The organism is Micromonospora sp. RTGN7, assembly GCF_033804645.1.
Lineage (GTDB): Bacteria > Actinomycetota > Actinomycetes > Mycobacteriales > Micromonosporaceae > Micromonospora.
In genome coordinates, this window is record NZ_JAPZLF010000032.1 from 13,875 (window position 1) to 34,303 (window position 20,429).

At 72.3% G+C, this 20,429-nt stretch carries 20 protein-coding genes; 17 read left to right on the forward strand and 3 right to left on the reverse strand.

Going from position 1 to position 20,429, the window contains the following annotated elements:
• The first annotated feature begins 9 nt into the window (after nucleotides 1–9).
• The 8 genes from sucB to SNR22_RS28135 all read left to right on the forward strand — a co-directional run bounded on the left by sucB (nucleotide 10) and on the right by SNR22_RS28135 (nucleotide 7,359).
• Complete coding sequence (sucB, locus tag SNR22_RS28100) at nucleotides 10–1,851, forward strand: 2-oxoglutarate dehydrogenase, E2 component, dihydrolipoamide succinyltransferase (protein ID WP_320069692.1); 1,842 nt, start codon at nucleotides 10–12, stop codon at nucleotides 1,849–1,851.
• Between the two features lie 122 nt (nucleotides 1,852–1,973).
• Nucleotides 1,974–3,311, forward strand: coding sequence for a low temperature requirement protein A (locus SNR22_RS28105; protein WP_320069693.1), 1,338 nt, complete (start codon nucleotides 1,974–1,976; stop codon nucleotides 3,309–3,311).
• Nucleotides 3,312–3,495: 184 nt separating this feature from the next.
• Complete coding sequence (locus SNR22_RS28110) at nucleotides 3,496–4,011, forward strand: hemerythrin domain-containing protein (RefSeq protein ID WP_320069694.1); 516 nt, start codon at nucleotides 3,496–3,498, stop codon at nucleotides 4,009–4,011.
• Nucleotides 4,012–4,343: 332 nt separating this feature from the next.
• Nucleotides 4,344–4,865: a SigE family RNA polymerase sigma factor gene (locus tag SNR22_RS28115; RefSeq protein WP_320069695.1), complete on the forward strand. Its 522-nt coding sequence runs from the start codon at nucleotides 4,344–4,346 to the stop codon at nucleotides 4,863–4,865.
• Between the two features lies 1 nt (nucleotide 4,866).
• The gene (locus tag SNR22_RS28120) at nucleotides 4,867–6,036 is read left to right on the forward strand and encodes a hypothetical protein (RefSeq protein ID WP_320069696.1); all 1,170 of its coding nucleotides are present in this window, start codon (nucleotides 4,867–4,869) and stop codon (nucleotides 6,034–6,036) included.
• An 11-nt stretch (nucleotides 6,037–6,047) separates the two neighbouring features.
• Entirely contained in the window at nucleotides 6,048–6,851 is an 804-nt protein-coding gene (locus SNR22_RS28125; RefSeq protein ID WP_320069697.1) for an LLM class flavin-dependent oxidoreductase, read from the forward strand.
• A gap of 86 nt (nucleotides 6,852–6,937) precedes the next feature.
• A complete protein-coding gene (locus SNR22_RS28130; RefSeq protein WP_320069698.1) occupies nucleotides 6,938–7,156 on the forward strand; it encodes a hypothetical protein in 219 nt (72 codons plus the stop codon).
• Entirely contained in the window at nucleotides 7,153–7,359 is a 207-nt protein-coding gene (locus SNR22_RS28135) for a hypothetical protein (RefSeq protein WP_320069712.1), read from the forward strand. Before SNR22_RS28130 ends, SNR22_RS28135 begins: the two co-directional genes overlap by 4 nt.
• Here the strand turns inward: SNR22_RS28135 and SNR22_RS28140 are convergent.
• Entirely contained in the window at nucleotides 7,288–7,521 is a 234-nt protein-coding gene (locus SNR22_RS28140) for a winged helix-turn-helix domain-containing protein (protein ID WP_320069699.1), read from the reverse strand. The genes SNR22_RS28135 and SNR22_RS28140 overlap by 72 nt on opposite strands.
• A 343-nt stretch (nucleotides 7,522–7,864) precedes the next feature.
• Here SNR22_RS28140 and SNR22_RS28145 point away from each other — a divergent pair, with 343 nt between their 5' ends.
• From SNR22_RS28145 to SNR22_RS28165, 5 genes are all read left to right on the forward strand, one after another.
• Nucleotides 7,865–8,326, forward strand: a complete 462-nt coding sequence (locus tag SNR22_RS28145) for a hypothetical protein (RefSeq protein ID WP_320069700.1) — start codon at nucleotides 7,865–7,867, stop codon at nucleotides 8,324–8,326.
• Between the two features lie 52 nt (nucleotides 8,327–8,378).
• Complete coding sequence (locus SNR22_RS28150; protein ID WP_320069701.1) at nucleotides 8,379–9,278, forward strand: TIGR01777 family oxidoreductase; 900 nt, start codon at nucleotides 8,379–8,381, stop codon at nucleotides 9,276–9,278.
• 118 nt (nucleotides 9,279–9,396) lie between these two features.
• On the forward strand, nucleotides 9,397–11,244 hold the full coding sequence (locus tag SNR22_RS28155; protein WP_320069702.1) for a DUF2079 domain-containing protein: 1,848 nt from the start codon (nucleotides 9,397–9,399) through the stop codon (nucleotides 11,242–11,244).
• A 68-nt stretch (nucleotides 11,245–11,312) separates the two neighbouring features.
• Nucleotides 11,313–11,960, forward strand: a complete 648-nt coding sequence (lipB, locus tag SNR22_RS28160) for a lipoyl(octanoyl) transferase LipB (protein ID WP_320069703.1) — start codon at nucleotides 11,313–11,315, stop codon at nucleotides 11,958–11,960.
• A 45-nt stretch (nucleotides 11,961–12,005) separates the two neighbouring features.
• Complete coding sequence (locus SNR22_RS28165; RefSeq protein WP_320069704.1) at nucleotides 12,006–12,398, forward strand: VOC family protein; 393 nt, start codon at nucleotides 12,006–12,008, stop codon at nucleotides 12,396–12,398.
• A 603-nt stretch (nucleotides 12,399–13,001) separates the two neighbouring features.
• Here SNR22_RS28165 and aspS read toward each other — a convergent pair.
• Nucleotides 13,002–14,288, reverse strand: coding sequence for an aspartate--tRNA(Asn) ligase (gene aspS / locus SNR22_RS28170; protein ID WP_320069705.1), 1,287 nt, complete (start codon nucleotides 14,286–14,288; stop codon nucleotides 13,002–13,004).
• Between the two features lie 431 nt (nucleotides 14,289–14,719).
• Here aspS and lipA point away from each other — a divergent pair, with 431 nt between their 5' ends.
• From lipA to SNR22_RS28185, 3 genes are all read left to right on the forward strand, one after another.
• Nucleotides 14,720–15,733 (forward strand): lipoyl synthase, encoded by a 1,014-nt coding sequence (lipA, locus tag SNR22_RS28175; RefSeq protein ID WP_413775723.1) that lies wholly within the window; start codon nucleotides 14,720–14,722, stop codon nucleotides 15,731–15,733.
• 120 nt (nucleotides 15,734–15,853) lie between these two features.
• Nucleotides 15,854–17,341 (forward strand): NAD(P)/FAD-dependent oxidoreductase, encoded by a 1,488-nt coding sequence (locus SNR22_RS28180; protein WP_320069706.1) that lies wholly within the window; start codon nucleotides 15,854–15,856, stop codon nucleotides 17,339–17,341.
• 60 nt (nucleotides 17,342–17,401) lie between these two features.
• Nucleotides 17,402–18,091, forward strand: a complete 690-nt coding sequence (locus tag SNR22_RS28185) for a DUF4191 domain-containing protein (protein WP_320069707.1) — start codon at nucleotides 17,402–17,404, stop codon at nucleotides 18,089–18,091.
• A 186-nt stretch (nucleotides 18,092–18,277) separates the two neighbouring features.
• Here the strand turns inward: SNR22_RS28185 and SNR22_RS28190 are convergent, their stop codons facing one another.
• A complete protein-coding gene (locus SNR22_RS28190) occupies nucleotides 18,278–18,721 on the reverse strand; it encodes an RDD family protein (protein WP_413775724.1) in 444 nt (147 codons plus the stop codon).
• Nucleotides 18,722–18,928: 207 nt separating this feature from the next.
• On the opposite strand from SNR22_RS28190, the gene glnA reads away from it, so the two are divergent.
• The gene (glnA, locus tag SNR22_RS28195; RefSeq protein WP_320069709.1) at nucleotides 18,929–20,353 is read left to right on the forward strand and encodes a type I glutamate--ammonia ligase; all 1,425 of its coding nucleotides are present in this window, start codon (nucleotides 18,929–18,931) and stop codon (nucleotides 20,351–20,353) included.
• Nucleotides 20,354–20,429: the final 76 nt, after the last annotated feature.

Here is a 20,429-nt window from a genome sequence, read left to right on the forward strand (position 1 = left end):
TTTTGAAATATGCCGGTATCGGTCACCATGCCTCGGCTCGGCGAGAGCGTCACCGAGGGCACCGTCACCCGCTGGCTCAAGCAGGAGGGCGACACCGTCGAGGTCGACGAGCCGCTGCTCGAGGTCTCGACTGACAAGGTCGACACCGAGATCCCGTCCCCGGCGGCGGGCGTGCTGAGCCGGATCGTGGTGGGCGAGGACGAGACTGCCGAGGTGGGCAGCGAGCTGGCCGTCATCGCCGGTGAGGGCGAGTCCGCGGGCGGCGGCGAGTCCGCCGCGCCGCAGCAGCAGGAGGAGCCGGCCGAGGAGGCCGAAGAGGCCGCAGCCGAGCCGCAGGCCGAGGCGGAGCAGCCCGCCGTCGAGGAGCCGGCGGCCCCGGCCGCGGCTGCCCCGGCGCCGTCGGGCAAGGGCACCCCGGTGAAGATGCCGGCCCTGGGCGAGAGCGTCACCGAGGGTACGGTGACCCGCTGGCTCAAGCAGGTCGGCGACTCCGTCGAGGTGGACGAGCCGCTGCTCGAGGTCTCGACTGACAAGGTCGACACGGAGATCCCGTCGCCGGTCGCCGGCACCCTGCTGGAGATCAAGGTCCCCGAGGACGAGACCGCCGCCGTCGGCGCCGACCTGGCGATCGTCGGCGCGGCCGGTGGCACCGAGGCGGAAGCCAAGCCGGAGCCGAAGGCAGAGGCCAAGGCAGAGCCGAAGGCAGAAGCCAAGCCCGAGCCGAAGCCCGAGCCGAAGGCAGAGGCCAAGCCCGAGCCGAAGGTCGAGGAGCCGACCCCGGGTCTGTCGTACAACGAGCCGTCTGCGGAGGCCGAGGTGGCGGCGAAGCCGGCGCAGGCCGAGCAGCAGGCGCAGCCGTCAGCCCCGGCGCGCCCGACGGCATCCGCGCAGGGCGGCGGCGAGGAGGCGGCCGGGTACGTGACCCCGCTGGTCCGCAAGCTCGCCGGCGAGCACGGCGTCGAGCTCTCCTCGATCAGCGGCACCGGCGTGGGTGGCCGGATCCGCAAGCAGGACGTGCTGGAGGCAGCGGAAAAGGCCAAGGCGGCCAAGGCAGCCCCGGCTCCGGCGGCACAGCCCGCCGCAGCGGCGGCCCCGGCCAAGCCGGCCGCGAAGCCGCAGCCAAGCGCGAAGCGCGGCACCACCGAGAAGCTGCCCCGGATCCGGGCGACCATCGCCAAACGCATGCAGCAGTCGCTGCACGAGATGGCGCAGCTCACCACCGTGGTCGAGGTGGACGTCACCAAGGTCGCCAAGCTGCGGGCCCGCGCCAAGGACTCGTTCCAGCAGCGGCACGGCGTGAAGCTGTCGTTCCTGCCGTTCTTCGCCCTCGCGGCGGTCGAGGCGCTCCAGGCGTACCCGATCGTCAACGCCAGCATGGACCTCGACGCCGGCACGATCACCTACCCGGACGCCGAGCACCTGGGCATCGCGGTGGACACCGAGCGCGGCCTGATGGTGCCGGTGATCCACGGCGCCGGTGACCTGAACCTGGGCGGCCTGGCCAAGCGGGTCGCCGACCTGGCGGAGCGCACCCGGACCAACAAGATCAGCCCGGACGAGATCGCCGGGGCGACGTTCACGCTGACCAACACCGGCAGCCGGGGCGCGCTCTTCGACACCCCGATCGTGCCGTCGCCGCAGTCGGCGATGCTCGGCACGGGTGCCGTGGTGAAGCGTCCGGTCGTGGTGAGCGACCCGGAGCTGGGCGAGGTCGTCGCGGTCCGCTCGATGGTGTACCTGGCAATGTCGTACGACCACCGGCTGATCGACGGCGCGGACGCGGCCCGCTTCCTGGTCGCGGTCAAGGAGCGGCTGGAGGCCGGCAACTTCGAGGCCGAGCTCGGCCTGTAACTCCCGCTGTCCGACGCGACGGGCGCCCCGGTCACACCGACCGGGGCGCCCGTCGACGTAGTCCTCGAAGTACCCTGAGCCGAATCGACCCCGGGCCCGCCGCGCGCTGCGAGAGTGGACGGGTGGGCGGCAACCGGCGGCGGAGGCTCGGCCCGGCCGTGGCGATCGCCCCGGGCGCCCGGGTCGACAGGTTCGAGGTCTTCTTCGACCTGGTCTTCGTCTTCTCGTTCTTCATCATCACCCGGGCGACCGCCGCCGAGATCACCGGCACGTCCCTGCTGCACGCCATGCTGGTGCTTGCCGTGCTCTGGTGGGCCTGGGTGGTGCACAGCGTGGTGGCCACCCGGATCCGGCTCGGCCAGGGCTTCGTCCCGGTGCTGATGGTCGTCGGGATGGCCGCGCTGTTCTGCTTCGCGCTGGCGCTGCCCCAGGCATTCGACGACCCGCGGGAGGGCTCAGCCGGGCCGGTGATCGTCGCGATCAGCTACGTGGTCATCCGTGGCGTACACCTGTTCCTCCTCTACCTGTACGCCGCGCGGGACAGCCCGGAGGAGCGCCGGCAGCTTCTCCGGTTCGCCCCGGAGGTGGTGCTCAGCACGTTCCTGCTGCTCGCGGCGGCGCTGATTCCCGCCCTGATCGACAACCTGGACTGGGCGACCATGGCCCGGGACGGGCTCTGGGTGGCCGTGGTGCTGCTCCAGTACGGCACGGGACTCTTCGGCACTGAGGGGTGGGCGGTGCCGTCAGCGGAGCACTGGACGGAACGCTACGACCTCATCCTGATCATCGCGCTTGGCGAGTCGGTAATCTCGGTCGGCGTCGGCAGCAACCTCCTCGGCCAGCCGCCCACCTGGCCGGCGGTAACCTCGGCCGTCCTCGGCATCTTCTTCACCGCGGCGCTGTGGTGGGCCCACTACGACGTCATCGGGCCGGCCGCCCGGATCGCGCTGCACACCGCTAAGGGCCGCCCCCGGGCGGCGATGGCCCGCGACGCGTTCGCCTACCTCTACCTGCCGATGATCGCCGGGATCATCCTGTTCGCCCTGGGCGCCGAGGAGATCGTGCGCGGGATCACCAGCCCCGACGTGCCCGTCGGCGAGGCGGCCCACGGCCCGGCCGTGCCCCTGCTCTTCGGCGGGGTGATCTGCTACCTGGTCGGGAACATGCTGTTCCAGTTCCGCACGCTGCGCACGCTGTCCTGGACCCGGGTTGCCGCCGTCGTGGTGCTCGCCGCCTGCATTCCGGTCGGCGTGCGCCTGCCCGGGCTGGCCGCCATGGCGCTGTTGACCGCGATCTGCGTGGGCCTGGTCGCTGCCGAGGTGATCATCATGGCGGAGGGCCGGCACGCCCTCCACGAGGAAGTCATCCGCGAGCGCGACAGCCACGAGGCGAGCGAGGCCGCCTGGCGGGCCCGGTGGCGCGAGAACGCCTCCGGGGAGCAGCCGCCCGGCCAGCGGTGATCGGCTCGCCGGCCGACCGCGCCGGGCGCGGGTTGGCAGGGGCCGGCACCCGGCGGCCACTGTGGGTGCGGGCCTCAGGGCCGGCACGGCGGCGGCCACAGTGGGTAGGATCATCGTCAGCGTCGCGGTGCACCCGGCAAGGAGACCGCCGAGGGCATGGAGACGCGGGACGTACGGGACTGACGTGCACCCTTCCCCCCGGCCGGGCGACCGCCTCACGGCGCTCGGCACCCAGTTGATCGAGATCCACCACTGGCTCCGCGAGGAGCTGGCCCGGCTGCGGGCGAGCCTCGAACCCGGCGCGGCGACGCCGACCGGCGACGACCGGCTGCGCAGCCTGCGGGCCCACTGCCTCAGCTTCTGTTCCGCCCTCACGGCGCACCACACCGGCGAGGACGCCGGCGCGTTCCGGGTGCTCGCCGAGGAGGAGCCGCGGCTGCGCCCGGTCCTGGAAAAGCTCACCCAGGACCACCGGATGATCGACGGCATCGTGCGCCGGATCGAGGAACTGGCCGCCGGCCCGCCTGCTGCCGACCCGGCCATCGCCGCCCGGGTGCTCGCCGAGCTGGACGGCCTCACCGCCATCGTCGAGTCGCACTTCGGCTTCGAGGAGCGGACGATCATCGCCGCGCTCGACGCGCTGCGCGCCGACGCCGGCACCGCCGAGGAGCTGTTCGGCCTCGCCCCACCGGCCTGGTGACGTCGCCTCGCCAGGTCGCGCGCGCCCTGCGGCCGGGGCGGGCCCTGGGTAGAACCGCCTGCCTTCCGCGCCGCGCCGCCGGCAGGCCGGGCGGTGGGGGCACTGGCTTCGGCGGCGCGGCCGCCTCGCTCCGGTCCGGCCGTCCCGGCTAGCCGCCCTGCCCCGGGTCGCCATCGCGGTGGTGGCCCGGGATGAGCACTGTCCGGGCTGGTCGCGGGCGGTTCTCGGTGCCGGACACAGCGTCGAGGATGGTGCGCGGGGCGCCGGATCGACCCCCGCGTTAACCTCGCCGCCCTCCCAGCGCGTTTACCAGGCGGGAGGTACACATACACATGCAACGACCCCGGGAGCTGACGCCGCCGGAGGGCTTCGCCGAGTTCGTAGCGACGCGCTCCGCTGCGCTGCTACGTTCCGCCTGGTTGCTGACCGGCGACGCCGGACGGGCCGAGGATCTGCTGCAGACAGTGCTGGCGGACGCCTGGCGGCGCTGGGCCACGATCACGGCTCTTGGACATCCCGAGGCGTACGTGCGCAAGGCCCTGTTCACCACGTACGTCTCCTGGTGGCGGCGGCGCTGGCGCGGTGAGATTCCCAGTCCGCCCACGGACGAGCCCGAGTACGGCGACATGGCTGGAGAGTCCGCCAACCGGGATGCGTTACGTCGCGCCCTGGCCCGGCTCACCCGGCAGCAGCGGGCGATCGTGGTGCTCCGCTACGCGGAGGATCTGACGGTGCAGCGGACGGCGGAGGTGCTCGGCTGCTCCTACAGCACCGTCAAGGTGCAGGCGTCCCGCGCCCTACGGACCCTGCGCGCCGACCCGAACCTTGAGCTGTTCGCCGCCTGGAGGGCATGAGATGACACACGAAGACGAGGACATCAGGTTCCTGTTGACCGAGGCGGTTCCCCCGCTGGCGCCGCCACCGGACCGGGTCGGCGCGGTGGCGCGGCGGGTCCGTCGGCGTCGACGACGCCTCAGCGCAGGCACCGCGCTCGCGGTGGCCCTGACCGTGGGAGTAGGCGTCGGAGGCGTCCAGATCCTCGCTGGCGGCGACCACCCCCCGGCGCCCCGGGCGGCGACCCAGGCGACCATCCGCGAGGCCCGCTGTCCGGTTGATCTGCGGGAGTTCCCGAACCTCGAATCGGCACGGTACGGCGACAGCGAACCGCTGGTGCCCGGGGGGGCACTGGAGATCACCGCCTGCGAGGTGCCCAACCCCGCCGGCCGGCAGGATCACGGGCGCACCGCTCCCCGGGTGCTCACCACCGGCGTCGGCGACATCGTCCGGGCCCTCAACTCCCTGCCGCCGCACCAGACCATGGGGGGTGCCGGGTCGCCGGCGGCCGTTGAACGCAGCCTCCGCTGCACGGCGGTGGCCTACGACCGTGAACTCGCCTACGTCCTGCGCTACCACGATCGGCAACCGGTCACCGTCTACACCAGCGCCAACTGCCGCGTGGCGGTGAGCGGCGCGCAGGGACGCGGACTGGACCCCGCCCTGTTCGCCACCTTCCTCGACCGGTATCGGGCTCAGATTGTCGCCCAGACGCCGCCCGCCACCATTCCCACCCCGGCCTGCGCGTCGCGCATCCCGACCAGCCGGCTTCGCCTGACCCCGGGGCGGAGCGGCCTGGACGACCAGGTCTCGGCCAACAATCCCAGCAAGGACCCGCAGCTGCCGAGCAAGCTGGTGGCGGTGGTGGCATGCCGATACGAGGTGGGGGAGGCAAGTGCCCGGCTGATCGGGCAGGACAGCGACCGGGACGACGCCGACGCCCTCCGCCCGTTCCTCAACACCGCCTTCGACCAGGGAAAGGTCACCAGCTGCGGCAGCTATCCCGGGTACCCGCCACCGGCCGTCCTCGACTCGCTCATCGTGGCGGACGCGACCGGTGCCACCGCCGAATTCTGGCTACGCCGGACCCCCTGCCAGGCTCTCGTCGGGGGAAGGAGCAGCGGCGTCACGCCCACCGACGCCTTGGTGGCCGCACTCGACAGGCGGCTGGGGCCGCCCCCGACACGATGACGGCCGCGTCGGTGACCTCGACGATCGGGCTCGGCTCGTACGTGTCGAACCTCGGCGTCCGCGAGCCGATGCTGCTCGCCACCGACGTGGCCACCCTCGACGTGCTCTCCGGCGGGCGGGCCCGCCTCGGCGTCGGCGCCGGCCACACCCCGGCCGAGTGGCGGGCGGTCAGCCGGGAACGCCCCGATGTGGCCGGCCGGGTCCGCCGCTGCGTCGCGGTCACCGAGGCGGTCCGCGCCCTGCTCGACGGGGAGGAGGTGACCGTGGACTCTCCCGAGCTGACCGTGCACGCCGCCCGCCTGACCTCGCCCCGGCCGGTGCGGGAGCGCATCCCGCTGACCGTCGGGACATCCAACTCGACGCTGCTGCGCTGGGCCGGCGCGCACGCCGACGTGGTCGGGCTGACCGGCTTCGGCCGTACCCTCGAAGACGGGCACCAGCACGAGGCCCGGTGGCGGGCCGACCAGCTCGAGGCGCAGCTCGCCTGCGTCGCCGCCGGGGCGGCGGGCCGGGACGTACCGCCGGCGCTGGAGGCCCTGGTGCAGACGGTGCTGGTGACCGACGACGCGGAGGCCGCCGCCGCCGATCAGGCCGCCCGGACCGGCCTCACCGTCGCCGAGCTGCTGGCCACGCCGTTCGTGCTGATCGGCACGGAGGACGAGATCGTCGCGGCGGTCGCCGGGCACGAGCGCCGCTGGGGCGTCACCCGCTTCGTGGTACGCGCCAACGCCCTCGACCCGCTCACCCCGGTGCTGCGGCGTCTCGCTCCGCAGGTCGAGGCCACGTCGCAGGGCGATCCGCGTAGCACTTCGTAGCGCTGGTCGGCATCGCGCTCGTCCGGCTGGTACCGCCGGCTCCCGCCGTACCGTGGCCCGATCCTGTCGCGCCGTACCGCGAGGCAGTGCCGCTGTTGTTCGCCGCCGTCGCCTTCACGGTCACGCTGCCGCTGCTCGGCGGCGAACCGGCGTACTCGTTGCTGAAGCTGGCACTGCTGCTCGGCGTACCGGCCGGGGTGTTCTGGCTGGCTCGGCGGCGGACGCCGATATGGCGTCCCGAGTCGGCGCCCCCGACGCCGCGCACCGCTGGGGGCCGGCGCTGCCGATGGTGGCCTGGCTCGTGACCCGGTGGGAGTCGATCCTGGGCCGCTGGCCGGGCATCGTGCTGGCGTCGCTGGTCTGGGCGGCGTGGCACGTCGGCATCCAGGACACCGGCCGGCTCGGGACCGCGATGCGCCGGTCACGGACGCATCGGTCAGCCCCCCGGCCGCTCGGCGACGAACACCCCGACACCGTGAACACCCTCAACCAGTCCTTGCATCTGTAGGACAAGGATCGCCTGACGCACGACCGTCGCCGACACGCCGTGCTCCAGTTTGAGCTGCGCGGTCGATGGCAGCTTGTCTCCTGGCGCAAGCTCACCGGACTCGATCCGCCCACGGATGTTGTCGGCAAGCTGCGCCCACTTTGCCTTAGCGGGCATCCACACTCCCAGGTCTGCACCGCCATTCGACCACGAACTACTACCCACAACAAGTAAGGACCAGCTCTTCCTTGCTTTACATGTCTTGTTGTGTAAAGCTCGCAGCGGCTGGCTCCCAGGTCTGCAAACCCGGAGCCGGTGGTCCTGCGCAGGACGCACCCGGCCGACCATCCCCCGGTCGGCCGGGTGCCACCCCACCGATCCGGCGAGGAAGGGCGGGAAGGCGTGCACTCAACGATCGGCCAGGAGCGGTTCCGCGTACCCGAGGGGTGGCGGTGATGTGGCCGGGCCTGCGACGCGGCGCGGAGCCGATCCCCCTCGGCCCGCGCCACCGGCGGACCTGGCGCGGATGGCAGCGCTGGTGCTCGTGCGGCCTGCGCTGGGCGGCGTGCCCGGACCGGCACGCGACCCCGCCCACCGAGCCGGCGGCACCGCCGCCGCGCAACACCCACTGGCGGGACGGGTCCGCCGGGCCGGGCGGGCGGACCCGGCGGAACAACGGCGGTCACTGGTGACGGGGGCCGGTCGGCACCTGCCGCTACGCCCGCTCTGGCTCTGCCGGGCCTGCGCCGCCCCCTGGCCGTGCGCCACGGCCCGACTCACCCTGCTCCGGGAGTACGCCGACGACCGGATCGCTTTGCTGATCTACCTCGCCGGACTGCTGCACGAGGCGATCGGCCACCTGTACACCCTCAACCCGCACGACGCCCCGGAGCCGGGGCAGCTCTTCGACCGGTTCCTGGCGTGGGCGCGCGTCCGCCACCAGCGGGGCTGGCCTGACGCGGTCCCGCACTGTGATCGAGAACTGTGATCGAGATCCGCTCACCGCATCCGATCGGGGCCGCGTACCCGAAGATGGGGGTATGCGGATCCTCATGGCCGGCGCGTCCGGCTTCCTGGGCACCCGGTTGGCCGACCGGCTGAAAGCCGACGGGCACCAGGTCACCTACCTGGTCCGGCGACCGACGCGTACCCCCGACGAGCGACGGTGGAGCCCCTCGGCCGCGCAGCTCGACCCCGCGGTGGTCGCCGACGCCGACGCCGTGGTGAACCTGGCCGGCGCCGGCGTCGGCGACAAGCGGTGGAGCGAGGAGTACAAGGGGTTGATCCGGTCCAGCCGGGTCGACACCACGACCACGCTGGCCATCACGATCGCCGGGCTGCCGGCAGCCGACCGCCCGGCGGTGCTGCTGAACGCCTCCGCCATCGGCTGGTACGGCAACACCGGCGACCGGGTGGTCGAGGAGGACGCCCCGGCGGGCGAGGGCTTCCTCGCCGACGTCTGCCGGGTCTGGGAGGCGGCTACCGGCCCGGCGGAGGACGCCGGGGTGCGGGTGGTCCGGTTACGCACCGGGCTGCCGCTGCACCGCGACGGCGGGCTGCTCAAGCCGCAGCTGCTGCCGTTCAGGCTGGGCGTCGCGGGGCGGCTGGGCAGTGGACGGCAGTGGCTGCCGTGGATCTCGCTGGCCGACTGGCTACGGGTGGCGCAGTTGCTGCTGGACCGCGACGACGTGGCCGGCCCGGTCAACGGGGTCGGCCCCGCCCCGGTCACCAACGCCGAGTTCACCAGGGAGCTGGCCCGCCAGTTGCACCGCCCGGCGGTCGTGCCGATCCCGGCGCTGGCCCTCAAGGTGGCCCTCGGCGGCTTCGCCCAGGAGGCGCTGACCAGCACCCGGGTCCTCCCGGGGGTGCTGACCCGGGCGGGCTTCACCTACCGCCATCCCGACCTGCCGAGCGCCCTGCGGGCCGCCCTGCACGACTGAGCGGCGGGGGTGATTGCAGGGGCCCCTTGCTAACCAAATGCGTTAACAAGGGGCCTTCCTTACCCCCGGGCTCCGTGTCTGACCGACGTGTCCAGGTCCGGTTGGTAACGTCCGCTGCGTGCCGTCCTCTCCGTCCCCGGCCACCGGACCGACGCCCGCCCCCGCCCCCGCCGCCGCCGCACGCCCCGTCCGCCCAGCCCGCCGCGACCGGCGTGCCGACCTGGCCGTCGTCCTCGTCGCCCTGGCGCTCGCGGTCTGGGTGACCAGCGGGCTGTGGCGGGACCCGGACCAGCGGGCCATCACCGTGAACTCCAGTGACCAGGCGCTGTTCGAGTGGCTGCTCGCCTTCGGTGGACACGCGCTCACCCACGGCGAGAACCCGCTGTTCACGTACCTGATCAACGTTCCCGACGGGGTAAACCTCGCGGTCAACACCTCGATCACCGTGTACGCGGCGGTCTTCGCCCCACTGACGTACCTGGTCGGGCCGCCGGCGACCTTCCTGGTGATCCTCACCCTCAACCTGGCCGCCACGGCCGTCGCCTGGTACCTGCTGATCTCCCGGTACTTCGTCCGCAGCCGGCTCGCGGCGGCGGTCGGCGCGCTCTTCGTCGCGTACTCCCCCGGCATGGTGTCGCACGCCAATGCCCACCTGAACTGGACGGCCGGCTGGCTGGTGCCGCTGCTGGTCTGGCGGCTGTTCGCGCTGCGCCGCCCCGAGCACCGGAGACGCAACGGCATCGTGCTCGGGGTCGCCGTCGCGGTCGCCTTCTCCATCGCCGCCGAGGGGCTCTTCTTCACCGCCCTGGCGCTCGGCGTCTTCCTGCCCGTCTGGGCGCTGCACCCGAGCCGGCGGGCCGCCGCCCGAGCCGCACTGCCCACCTTCCTGCGCGGGCTGGGCATCACCGCGCTGACCGCCGGGGTGCTGCTGGCGTACCCGCTGTGGCTGCACTTCGCCGGGCCGCAGCGGTTCCACGGCACCGGCTTCGACCCGGTCATTCACTCCGAGGACGTCGCCGCGTTCGGGGCGTACCCGAGGCGGTCCCTGGCCGGGGAGGCCGGCCTCGGCACCTCGCTGGCGCCCAACCCGACCGAGGAGAACTCCTTCTTCGGGGTGCCGCTGCTGCTGCTCGCCGCCGTCTGCTTCGGCTTCCTGTGGCGCCGCGACCGGGCCCACCGGGCCACCGTGTGGGCGCTGGGCGTCACCGCCGTCGTCTTCGCCGTGCTCTCCTGGGGCCCTCGGATGAAGTGGAACGGCGAGCACACCGACCGGCCGCTGCCGTTCCTGCTGCTGAACAACCTGCCGGTGGTCAACGCCGCCCTGCCCTCCCGGCTGGCACTGGTGGTAGCCCCGGTGATCGGGCTGCTGCTGGCGTACACCGTCGACCGGCTGCGGGCGGACCCGCCCCGGCGTCGCGCCGCGTCCGCCGCCTGGGTTCTCGGCTTCGCGGCGGCGCTGCTGCCACTGCTGCCCACCCCGCTGCTGACCAGTGTCCGCGAGCCGGTGCCGGCGTTCATCACCGCCGGCACCTGGACCGAGTACGTCTCCGGAGGCGGGGTGCTCACCCCGCTACCGCTGACCCTCGACGTGACCCCGGACGGGCAGCGCTGGCAGGCGTACGCGCTGGCCCACCGGCAGGGCGAGTTCCGCATACCGGCCGGGTTCTTCCTCGGCCCCGGCGGCACGGACGGCCGGGGCCGGATCGGCCCGCCACCGCGCACCTTCGACACCCTGATGGACCAGGCCGGCCGCACCGGGCTGGTGCCCATCATCACCGAGGGCAGCATCGAGGAGTCCCTGGCCGACCTGCGGTACTGGGACGTCGAGGTGGTCGTACTCGCCGACCGGGTGCACGGCGCCAAGTACGACCTCGACGAGGAGGCCCTGCGCCGCACCGCCACCGCCCTGCTCGGCCCCCCGCAGCGCGTCGACGACGTCTGGCTGTGGAAGGTCCCCACGCACTGACGCCGACAGGTCGGTGGTGAGCCGGCTCACCGGGGGTGACCGGCCGGTACGAGACTAGGCTGGTGGGCGTGACCGCGACGATTCCAGGGCTGACCGCCGTACGTGCAGGGGTGCTCGACTACCAGGCCGCGTGGGACGAGCAGCGGCGGCTGCACGAGTCGGTGGTGGCCGGCGAGCGCGGCGACACGGTGCTGCTGCTGGAGCACCCGAGCGTCTACACCGCGGGCAAGCGCACCGAGCCGTGGGACCGACCGATGGACGGCACCCCGGTCGTCGACGTCGACCGCGGCGGCAAGATCACCTGGCACGGCCCGGGGCAGCTCGTCGGGTACCCGATCGTGCGGCTGCCCGACCCGGTGGACGTGGTCGCGTACGTACGCCGCACCGAGCAGTTGCTGATCGACGTCTGCGCCGAGTTCGGGCTGGCCGCCGGCCAGGTCGAGGGGCGCAGCGGCGTCTGGGTGCCCGAGGACGCGAGGGGCCCGGCCCGCAAGGTGGCCGCCATCGGCATCCGGGTCGCCCGGGGGGTCACCCTGCACGGCTTCTCGATCAACTGCGACTGCGACCTGGCGTACTTCGACCGGATCGTGCCGTGCGGCATCCGCGATGCCGGGGTCACCTCCCTCACCGCGGAGCTGGGCCGCCCGGTCGCCGTCGCCGACGTGCTGCCGGTCGTCGAACGGCACCTGCCCACCCTGGTCACCCTGCCTGCCTGACCCGCCTGACCGCCCAGGCCCGGCGACGTCTCTTAGGCTCGGCGGATGCAGATCGATCTCGTCACCCTCGTCGTCGCCGAGTACGACCCGGCCGTCGCCTTCTTCACCGAGGTCCTCGGCTTCGAACTGGTCGAGGACTCCCCGTCCCTGACCAACGACGGCCGCCCGAAGCGGTGGGTGGTGGTCCGCCCGCCAGGCGCGCAGACCGGCCTGCTGCTGGCCCGCGCCGACGGGGAACGGCAGGACTCGGCGGTCGGCGACCAGACCGCCGGCCGGGTGGGCTTCTTCCTCCGGGTCGACGACTTCGAGGCCACCCACCGCCGCCTCGTCGACGCGGGCGTCGAATTCGTCCGGCCCCCGCGCACCGAGCCCTACGGCCGGGTGGCCGTCTTCCGCGACATCGCCGGCAACCCCTGGGACCTCCTCGGCCCGGCCTGACCCGGCCTGGCCCGGCCTGACCTGACCCCGCCTGACCCAGCACGACCTGACCCGGTTCGGTCCCCAGGGCGCGGTCCGATCCGCCCTTCAATTCCGCCGGCTCCCCTGCGCCCTCCGGAGCCCCATGTCCTCCCGGCCGGGCACGCCCGGCATGCTGCCCGCCGGGAGTCTCGGCAACACCGACCGACTACTTGGTTGACCGCTTCACCCGTTCGGCGTGGGCGCCGGACACCGACGCCCCGGAGTCCGCCACGTAACGTCACCATTCACCCCCCGCACCTCCTTCCCTCTCCGCCGCTTTGCTCTGCTGCCGCCGACGCAACAGACACTCTCTGTCACTGTTGCGTGGGCAGCAGCAGAGCAAAGCGTGTGGGGGTGGAGTGGTGGGGAGAGGCGAGTGACCGGGAGAGGCGCTGGTCGGGGGCTTCTCCGCGCGGTGTGGGGGTGGGTGAGGCTCGACCCCCCCCCACACCCCTCACCCTGCGTGATTTGACCCTGGCGCGGACGCGACCATCACTCTTTGTAACCCCTCCCGCGCGCGTGCTCGCCGTCACCGCAGCGGTGCGGCGAAGGGGCCGTGCCGCAGCGGTCGCCGTCGCCCGGTCAAGGCGACAACCGGTTCAGGTCGCGGGGGAAGGCGGTGACCTCGCGGACGTTGGCCGCGCCGACCAGGCGGGCGACGAAGCGTTCCAGGCCGATCGCGAAGCCCCCGTGCGGCGGCATGCCGTGCCGGAACGCGTCGACGTACCCCGCGTACGGCCCGACCGGCTCGCCGCGCACCGCGAGGGCAGCCAGGTAGTCGTCGTACCGGTGCAGACGCTGCCCGCCGGTGACCAGTTCCATCCCCCGGAACAGCAGGTCAAACCCGTTTGAGCACGCCGGCCGCGCCGGGTCGGGGTGGGTATAGAAGGGCCGCTTCGCCATCGGGTACCCGGTGACGAAAAGGAACTCCGAGCCGTGCTCGGCGCGCGCCCACTCCCCCAGTGCCCGCTCGTGGGCGGGGGCGAGGTCCGGCTCGTCGGCCGGGGCGCCGGCGATGGCCAGGGCCTCGATGAAGTGCACGGCCGGGATCTCCGCCGGCACCGGCGGGGGCGTCACGCCCAGCGTGGCCAGGGCGCCGTCGGCCCGGTCCGCCACGGTCGCCAGCATGCCCGCCAGGGTGTCCCTCAGCACCGTCATGACGTCGGCGTGGTCGGCGACGAAGCCGAGTTCGGCGTCGAGGGAGGTGTACTGGGCCAGGTGCCGGACGGTGTCGTGCGGCTCGGCCCGGAACACCGGGCCGACCTCGTACACCCGCTCGAAGACACCCACCATGAGCTGCTTGTAGAACTGTGGCGACTGGGCCAGATACGCGGGCCGACCGAACCAGTCCAGCGCGAAGACGTTCGCGCCGGACTCGGTGGACGAGCCGACCACCTTCGGGGTGTGGATCTCCACGAAGTCGCGGGCGTCCAGGGCGGCCCGGAAGCCGGCCACCGCCGCCGCCGAGATCCGCAGCGCCGCCGAGCGGGTCGGGTGACGCAGGGCGGTGCAGGCGTGGTCGAGCTGGGTGGGCAGGGTGGCGGTCAGCGCCGGCCGGTACAGGTCGAACGGGGGCGGCACGGCGGGCGGGCCGAGCGGTCGTACCGTCGGGTGGGTCAGCTCGACCCCGGCGGGAGCCGCCGGGTTCGCGACCACCGTGGCGATGACCTCGACGACGGTCTCCTCGGTGAGTTCCTCGACGGCGGCCCGGACGGCCGGGTCGGTGACCACCACCTGGGCCAGACCGGCGGCGTCCCGCACGATCAGGAACGCCACCGACTTGAGCAGCCTGCGGCGGTGCACCCAGCCGGCGATCCGGACGGTCGCGCCGGCGTGGGCGGGGAGCTGGGTGGACAGGATGCGTTGCACGGCGGATACCTCCTCGATCAATCGCAACGCGATCCCCGGGAGGTGTGGGCGAGCGGGTCCTCGCGGTGCCACCACACCTTCGCCCCCGCGGTGGGCGGGGGCCTCGTTCGTCGCCCGTGACGAGGGCCAGCCGGCGGGCTCTACTGGGCGGGCGCCGGAAGGGACCTTCCCGCACACGCCGTTCTTCCCGCAGCTCTGGAGGGTCTTCGCGCGCCGTCGCCAGACCGCCTCACAGCAAAACGGCGGCTCTCTGGACTGACGGGGCGGCGCACTACTCGGCTCCGTCGCAGCTCTGTCGGCAAGCTAGCACCGGGGACGGAACGTGTAACCGGATTTTCGGCGATGCCCGTGGGGGGCGTCACAGCTATTAGGGGGTGACGGGCATCGCGTCCCGTCCATCGACGCCGACCGCCGGGCGTAGGCTCGTTTTTGTGACGATCGAGCCCTCCGCGCCGACGACCGAGCAGCCGACGACCGAGCAGCCGACGACCAGCCCCGCTGCGCGTACCGCGACGGTCGCCCCCGAGGGGCGGCGCATGCTGCGGATCGAAGCGCGCAACGCCGAGACGCCGATCGAACGCAAGCCACCGTGGATCAAGGTCAAGGCCAAGATGGGGCCGGAGTACACCCAACTGCGCGGGCTGGTCTCGCGCGAAGGGCTGCACACCGTCTGCCAGGAGGCCGGCTGCCCCAACATCTACGAGTGCTGGGAGGACCGGGAGGCCACCTTCCTCATCGGTGGCGACCAGTGCACCCGGCGCTGCGACTTCTGCCAGATCGACACCGGCAAGCCGGCCGAGTTCGACGCCGACGAGCCGCGCCGGGTGGCCGAGTCGGTGGTGTCGATGGGGCTGCGCTACGCCACGATCACCGGCGTCGCCCGCGACGACCTGCCCGACGGTGGGGCATGGCTGTACGCCGAGACGGTTCGGCAGATCCACACGCTCCAGCCGGGCTGCGGCGTCGAGCTGCTGATCCCCGACTTCAACGCGGTTCCCGAGCAGTTGGCCGAGGTCTTCGGCTCGCGCCCCGAGGTGCTGGGGCACAACGTCGAGACGGTGCCACGGATCTTCAAGCGGATCCGGCCGGCGTTCCGGTACGACCGGTCGCTGGACGTGATCCGCCAGGCCCGCGCCGATGGTCTGGTCACCAAGAGCAATCTGATCCTCGGCATGGGCGAGGAGCGCGCCGAGGTGTCCCAGGCGCTGCGTGACCTGCACGACGCCGGCTGCGAGCTGATCACCATCACGCAGTACCTCCGCCCGACGCCCCGGCACCACCCGGTGACCCGCTGGGTCAAGCCGGAGGAGTTCGTGGAGCTGCGCGAGGAGGCCGAGGAGATCGGCTTCGCCGGGGTGATGAGCGGGCCGCTGGTGCGCTCGTCGTACCGCGCCGGCCGGCTCTACCGGCAGGCGCTGGAGGCCCGCGAGGGCGTCCGCGCCTGACCCGCCGCCCCTGGTTCGACCGTTAGCCGGCGTACCGGGATGCGGTGGCGCCAGCGGGGGCGGCGTCCCATCCTTCGAGGCGACACTTGCCATCAGGCGTCGAAGATGGTGAATTTAGTCATGCCCCTGCCACAGACGGTGATCATCGGCGCCGGCCCCGCCGGCCTCACCGCCGCCTACGAACTGACGAGGCGGACCGCCCCCGTCGAGGTGGTGGAGTCGGACGACGTGGTGGGCGGGATCAGCCGGACCGTCGAACGGGACGGCTGGCGGTTCGACATCGGCGGGCACCGATTCTTCACGAAGGTGGCCCGGGTCGAGGCGTTCTGGCACGAGGTGCTGCCCGACGGCGACTTCCTGCTGCGCCCCCGGATGAGCCGGATCCACTACCGGGGCCGGCTCTTCGACTACCCGCTGCGGGCGGGCAACGCGCTGGGCAACCTGGGGGTCGTCGAGGCGGTCCGCTGCGTCGGGTCGTACCTGTGGGCGCGGGTGCGTCCCCCGGCGGACCAGAGCCACTTCGAGGGCTGGGTCTCCGCCCGCTTCGGCACCCGGCTGTACCGGATGTTCTTCAAGACGTACACGGAGAAGGTCTGGGGCATCCCGGCCACCGAGCTGCAGGCGGACTGGGCGGCCCAGCGGATCCGCAACCTGTCGCTGGCCGGCGCGGTGCGCAACGCGCTGCTGCCCCGTCGGGGCAGCGCCGACATCACCAGCCTGATCGAGGAGTTCCAGTACCCGAGGCTCGGCCCGGGGATGATGTGGGAACGCTGCGCCGAGCAGGTCGTCAAGGCCGGCGGCGGGGTGACGCTGGGCGTGCGGGCGGCGACCGTGCACCGGGCCGGCGGCCGGGCGGTCGCGGTGACCGTCGCCGGCCCGGACGGCGCGCGCCGGGTCGACGCCGACCACGTGATCAGCAGCATGCCGCTGCCCGCGCTGGTCCGGGCCGTGGACCCACCCGCGCCGCCGGAGGTGCTGGCCGCCGCCGACGCGCTGCGCCACCGCGACTTCCTCACCGTGGCCCTGGTGATACCGGCCGCCGCAGGATTCCCCGACAACTGGATCTACGTACACACCCCGGGGGTACGGGTCGGCCGGGTGCAGAACTTCGGCTCCTGGTCGCCGTATCTGGTGCGGGAGGGGTTCACCTGCCTGGGGCTGGAGTACTTCGTCAACGTCGGCGACGAGCTGTGGGACGCTGCCGACGACGAGTTGATCGCCCTGGGCACCGCCGAGTTGGAGACGCTCGGGCTGGTCCACCCCGGTGCGGTCTCCGCCGGGTACGTGGTCCGGATGCCGAAGGCGTACCCGGTCTACGACGCCGGTTACGAGCAGGCCGTCGAGACCATGCGCTCCTGGCTCGCCGAGGCGGTGCCGAACGTGCACCCGGTCGGCCGCAACGGCATGCACCGCTACAACAACCAGGACCACTCGATGCTCACCGCGATGCTGACCGTGGAGAACATCCTCGACGGCGCCGGCCACGACGTCTGGGCGGTCAACGTCGAGGAGGACTACCACGAGCAGGCCGACGGCTCCCCGTCGAGCGGGTCCACCGGCCGGCACGGCACCGGTCGCGCCGCCCCGGTCCTGCCCCGGCTCCCCTGACCGGCCGGGAGCGCCGGCCGCGGGTAAACCGCTTGCACGGCGACCACTAGACTCTTCGACATGGCAAAGCCCCAGGAGAAGGTCTCGTTCGGCCAGCGGCTGAAGCAGATCGGGATGGTGTTCAAGTTCACCGCCAAGCAGGACAGGTGGTTCGCACCGATGGCTGCGGGCGCGGTGCTGATCCCGCTCGCGCTGACCGTGGTCGCGGTTCTCCTCTGGGGCTGGCTCTGGTTGCCGCTGGGCATCCTGTTGGCGCTGCTCGCCCTGCTGATCGTGCTCAACCTGCGGTCCAACAAGGCGATGATGAACGCCGCCGAGGGGCAGCTCGGCGCGGCGGCGCAGATCATGGAGAACATGCGTGGCGACTGGCGGGTCACCCCCGCGGTCAGCTCCACCACCCAGATGGACATGGTGCACCTGGTGATCGGCCGCCCCGGCGTGATCCTGCTGGCCGAGGGGAACCCGCAGCGGGTTCGCGGCCTGCTGGGGCAGGAGAAGCGGCGGCTGGCCAAGGTGATCGGCTCCGCCCCGCTCTACGACTACGTGATCGGCCAGGCCGAGGGCGAGCTGCCGATCCGCAAGCTGCGGATGACGCTGATGCGGCTGCCGCGCAACCTCGGCGGCAAGGACGTCAACGCCCTCGACAAGCGGCTGAAGGCGCTCACCGCCCGCCCGCAGATGCCCAAGGGCGCGATCCCGAAGAACATGCGCCCCCAACGCAACGCCTTCCGCCAGTCCCGAGGCCGCTAACCCCCCTCCTCCCCTCCTCCCTCCCCCGCTCGGGGAGCGCGCACTTTCACGGAATCAGTGGCTATTCGCGCGCGAATAGCCACTGATTCCGTGTATTTGCGTCGACGCGCGGCGCGCGACGCGCGGGCGGGGTGGGGCGACGCGCCACGCGCGCGGGCGGGGTGGGGCGGGGTGAGGGTGGGGGTGTCAGGGGCGGGGGGCGGGGGCGATGACGGAGCCGGTTAGGCGGTCGTGCAGGCCGCGGCGGTGCCCGTCCATGATCAGGGCCGGGATCACCATGGCCAGTAGGGCGCCACGCAGCAGCGCGCGGACCAGGCCGATCCGGCTGCCGTCGGCCCAGGAGAGACAGCGAATCCGGGTGATGTACATGCCGGGGGTCTGGCCGAACAGACCGAGGAAGAAGCCGTACTCGGCGATCAGCACCACGACGGGGGCCCAGCCGTCCCGGAGCGGGTCGGCGAAGAAGTTGGACACCAGCAGGCAGAGCACCCAGTCGATCACCAGGGCGCCGAACCGGCGGCCCAGAGAGGGCGGGACGAACCCGGGGTCGGTGGCGGGCGGCTCGGGAAGCTGCGGCGTGGTCACAGTCGCCAAGGGTAGCCAGGCGTGGCGGAGTGGTCGGATCGGCATCCACCGCCGAAACGGGCAAAAGGCGGTAATCTGCGATGCGGTGCCACGGGGGGTATCGTCCGAACGGACATCGGATGGCGACTGACCGGCGAAGATGACGTAGCGCAAGCGACGTAACACGACAGAAACACTCAAGATACGGCCGGGCAACCGCGCGGTCATAGCGTCGCCAGAAGCCAGCCACCCGTGGACGTGCCAGGAGGACGTGTGTTCGCCAATCCCGAGGAACTCCTGCGATACCTCAAGAACGAGGACGTAAAGTTCGTCGACGTACGTTTCTGTGACCTGCCCGGCGTGATGCAGCACTTCAACCTGCCGGTGGAGTCCTTCGACGACAGCGTCTTCAACGACGGCCTCGCCTTCGACGGGTCGTCGATCCGCGGCTTCCAGTCGATCCACGAGTCGGACATGCTCCTGCTCCCGGACGTCGCGAGCGCCTTCATCGACCCCTTCCGGACGCACAAGACCGTCGCGCTGAACTTCTTCGTCCACGACCCGTTCACCCGCGAGGCGTACTCCCGGGACCCGCGGAACGTGGCGAAGAAGGCCGAGGCGTACCTCGCCGCGAGCGGCATCGCCGACACCGCATACTTCGGTGCCGAGGCCGAGTTCTACATCTTCGACTCGATCCGCCACGAGACCTCGGCGCACCAGTCGTTCTACTACATCGACTCGGTCGAGGGCGCCTGGAACAGCGGTCGCGAGGAGCCGGGCGGCAACCGCGGTTACAAGACCCCGTACAAGGGTGGGTACTTCCCGGTGCCGCCGGTCGACCACTACGCCGACCTGCGCGACAGCATGGTCCGTCGACTGCTCGACGCCGGCTTCACCGTGGAGCGTTCGCACCACGAGGTTGGCACCGCCGGCCAGTCGGAGATCAACTACAAGTTCTCCACCCTGCTGCAGTCGGCCGACCAGCTCCAGCTCTTCAAGTACCTGATCAAGAACGAGGCCTGGGTCAACGGCAAGACGGCCACGTTCATGCCGAAGCCGCTCTTCGGCGACAACGGCTCGGGCATGCACACCCACCAGAGCCTGTGGCTGAACGGTGAGCCGCTGTTCTACGACGAGACCGGCTACGCCGGCCTCTCCGACATGGCCCGTTGGTACATCGGCGGCCTGCTGCAACACGCCCCGTCGCTGCTGGCGTTCACCAACCCGACGATCAACTCGTACCGTCGCCTGGTGCCGGGCTACGAGGCGCCGGTCAACCTGGTCTACTCGCAGCGCAACCGGTCCGCCTGCACCCGCATCCCGGTGACCGGCAGCAACCCGAAGGCCAAGCGCGTCGAGTTCCGGGTGCCGGACCCGTCGAGCAACCCGTACCTCGCCTTCTCGGCGATGATGATGGCCGGCCTGGACGGCATCAAGAGCAAGATCGAGCCGCCGGAGCCGATCGACAAGGACCTGTACGACCTGCCCCCGGAGGAGTGGGGCTCGGTCAAGCAGGTTCCGGGCTCGCTGCCCGAGGTGCTCGACGCGCTCGAGGCCGACCACGACTACCTGCTCGACGGCGGCGTCTTCACGCCGGACCTGATCTCCACCTGGGTGGGGTGGAAGCGGGCCAACGAGGTCGACCCGGTGCGCCTGCGCCCGACCCCGCACGAGTTCGCGATGTACTACGACTGCTGAGCCCTCGGGTCAGCACGCTCCTCCAGCACCGGCCGGGGGGGGGGCCCCGCACCCGGGGGCGGCGCGGGGGGCGGTG

Bases quoted from the DNA above. Each gene is read 5' to 3' on its own strand.
- sucB (WP_320069692.1), top strand. From the start codon at position 10: ATGCCGGTATCGGTCACCATGCCTCGGCTCGGCGAGAGCGTCACCGAG.
- SNR22_RS28115 (WP_320069695.1), top strand. From the start codon at position 4,344: ATGCAACGACCCCGGGAGCTGACGCCGCCGGAGGGCTTCGCCGAGTTC.
- SNR22_RS28120 (WP_320069696.1), top strand. From the start codon at position 4,867: ATGACACACGAAGACGAGGACATCAGGTTCCTGTTGACCGAGGCGGTT.
- SNR22_RS28145 (WP_320069700.1), top strand. From the start codon at position 7,865: ATGGCAGCGCTGGTGCTCGTGCGGCCTGCGCTGGGCGGCGTGCCCGGA.
- SNR22_RS28150 (WP_320069701.1), top strand. From the start codon at position 8,379: ATGCGGATCCTCATGGCCGGCGCGTCCGGCTTCCTGGGCACCCGGTTG.
- SNR22_RS28165 (WP_320069704.1), top strand. From the start codon at position 12,006: ATGCAGATCGATCTCGTCACCCTCGTCGTCGCCGAGTACGACCCGGCC.
- SNR22_RS28180 (WP_320069706.1), top strand. From the start codon at position 15,854: ATGCCCCTGCCACAGACGGTGATCATCGGCGCCGGCCCCGCCGGCCTC.
- SNR22_RS28185 (WP_320069707.1), top strand. From the start codon at position 17,402: ATGGCAAAGCCCCAGGAGAAGGTCTCGTTCGGCCAGCGGCTGAAGCAG.
- SNR22_RS28190 (WP_413775724.1), bottom strand. From the start codon at position 18,721: ATGCCGATCCGACCACTCCGCCACGCCTGGCTACCCTTGGCGACTGTG.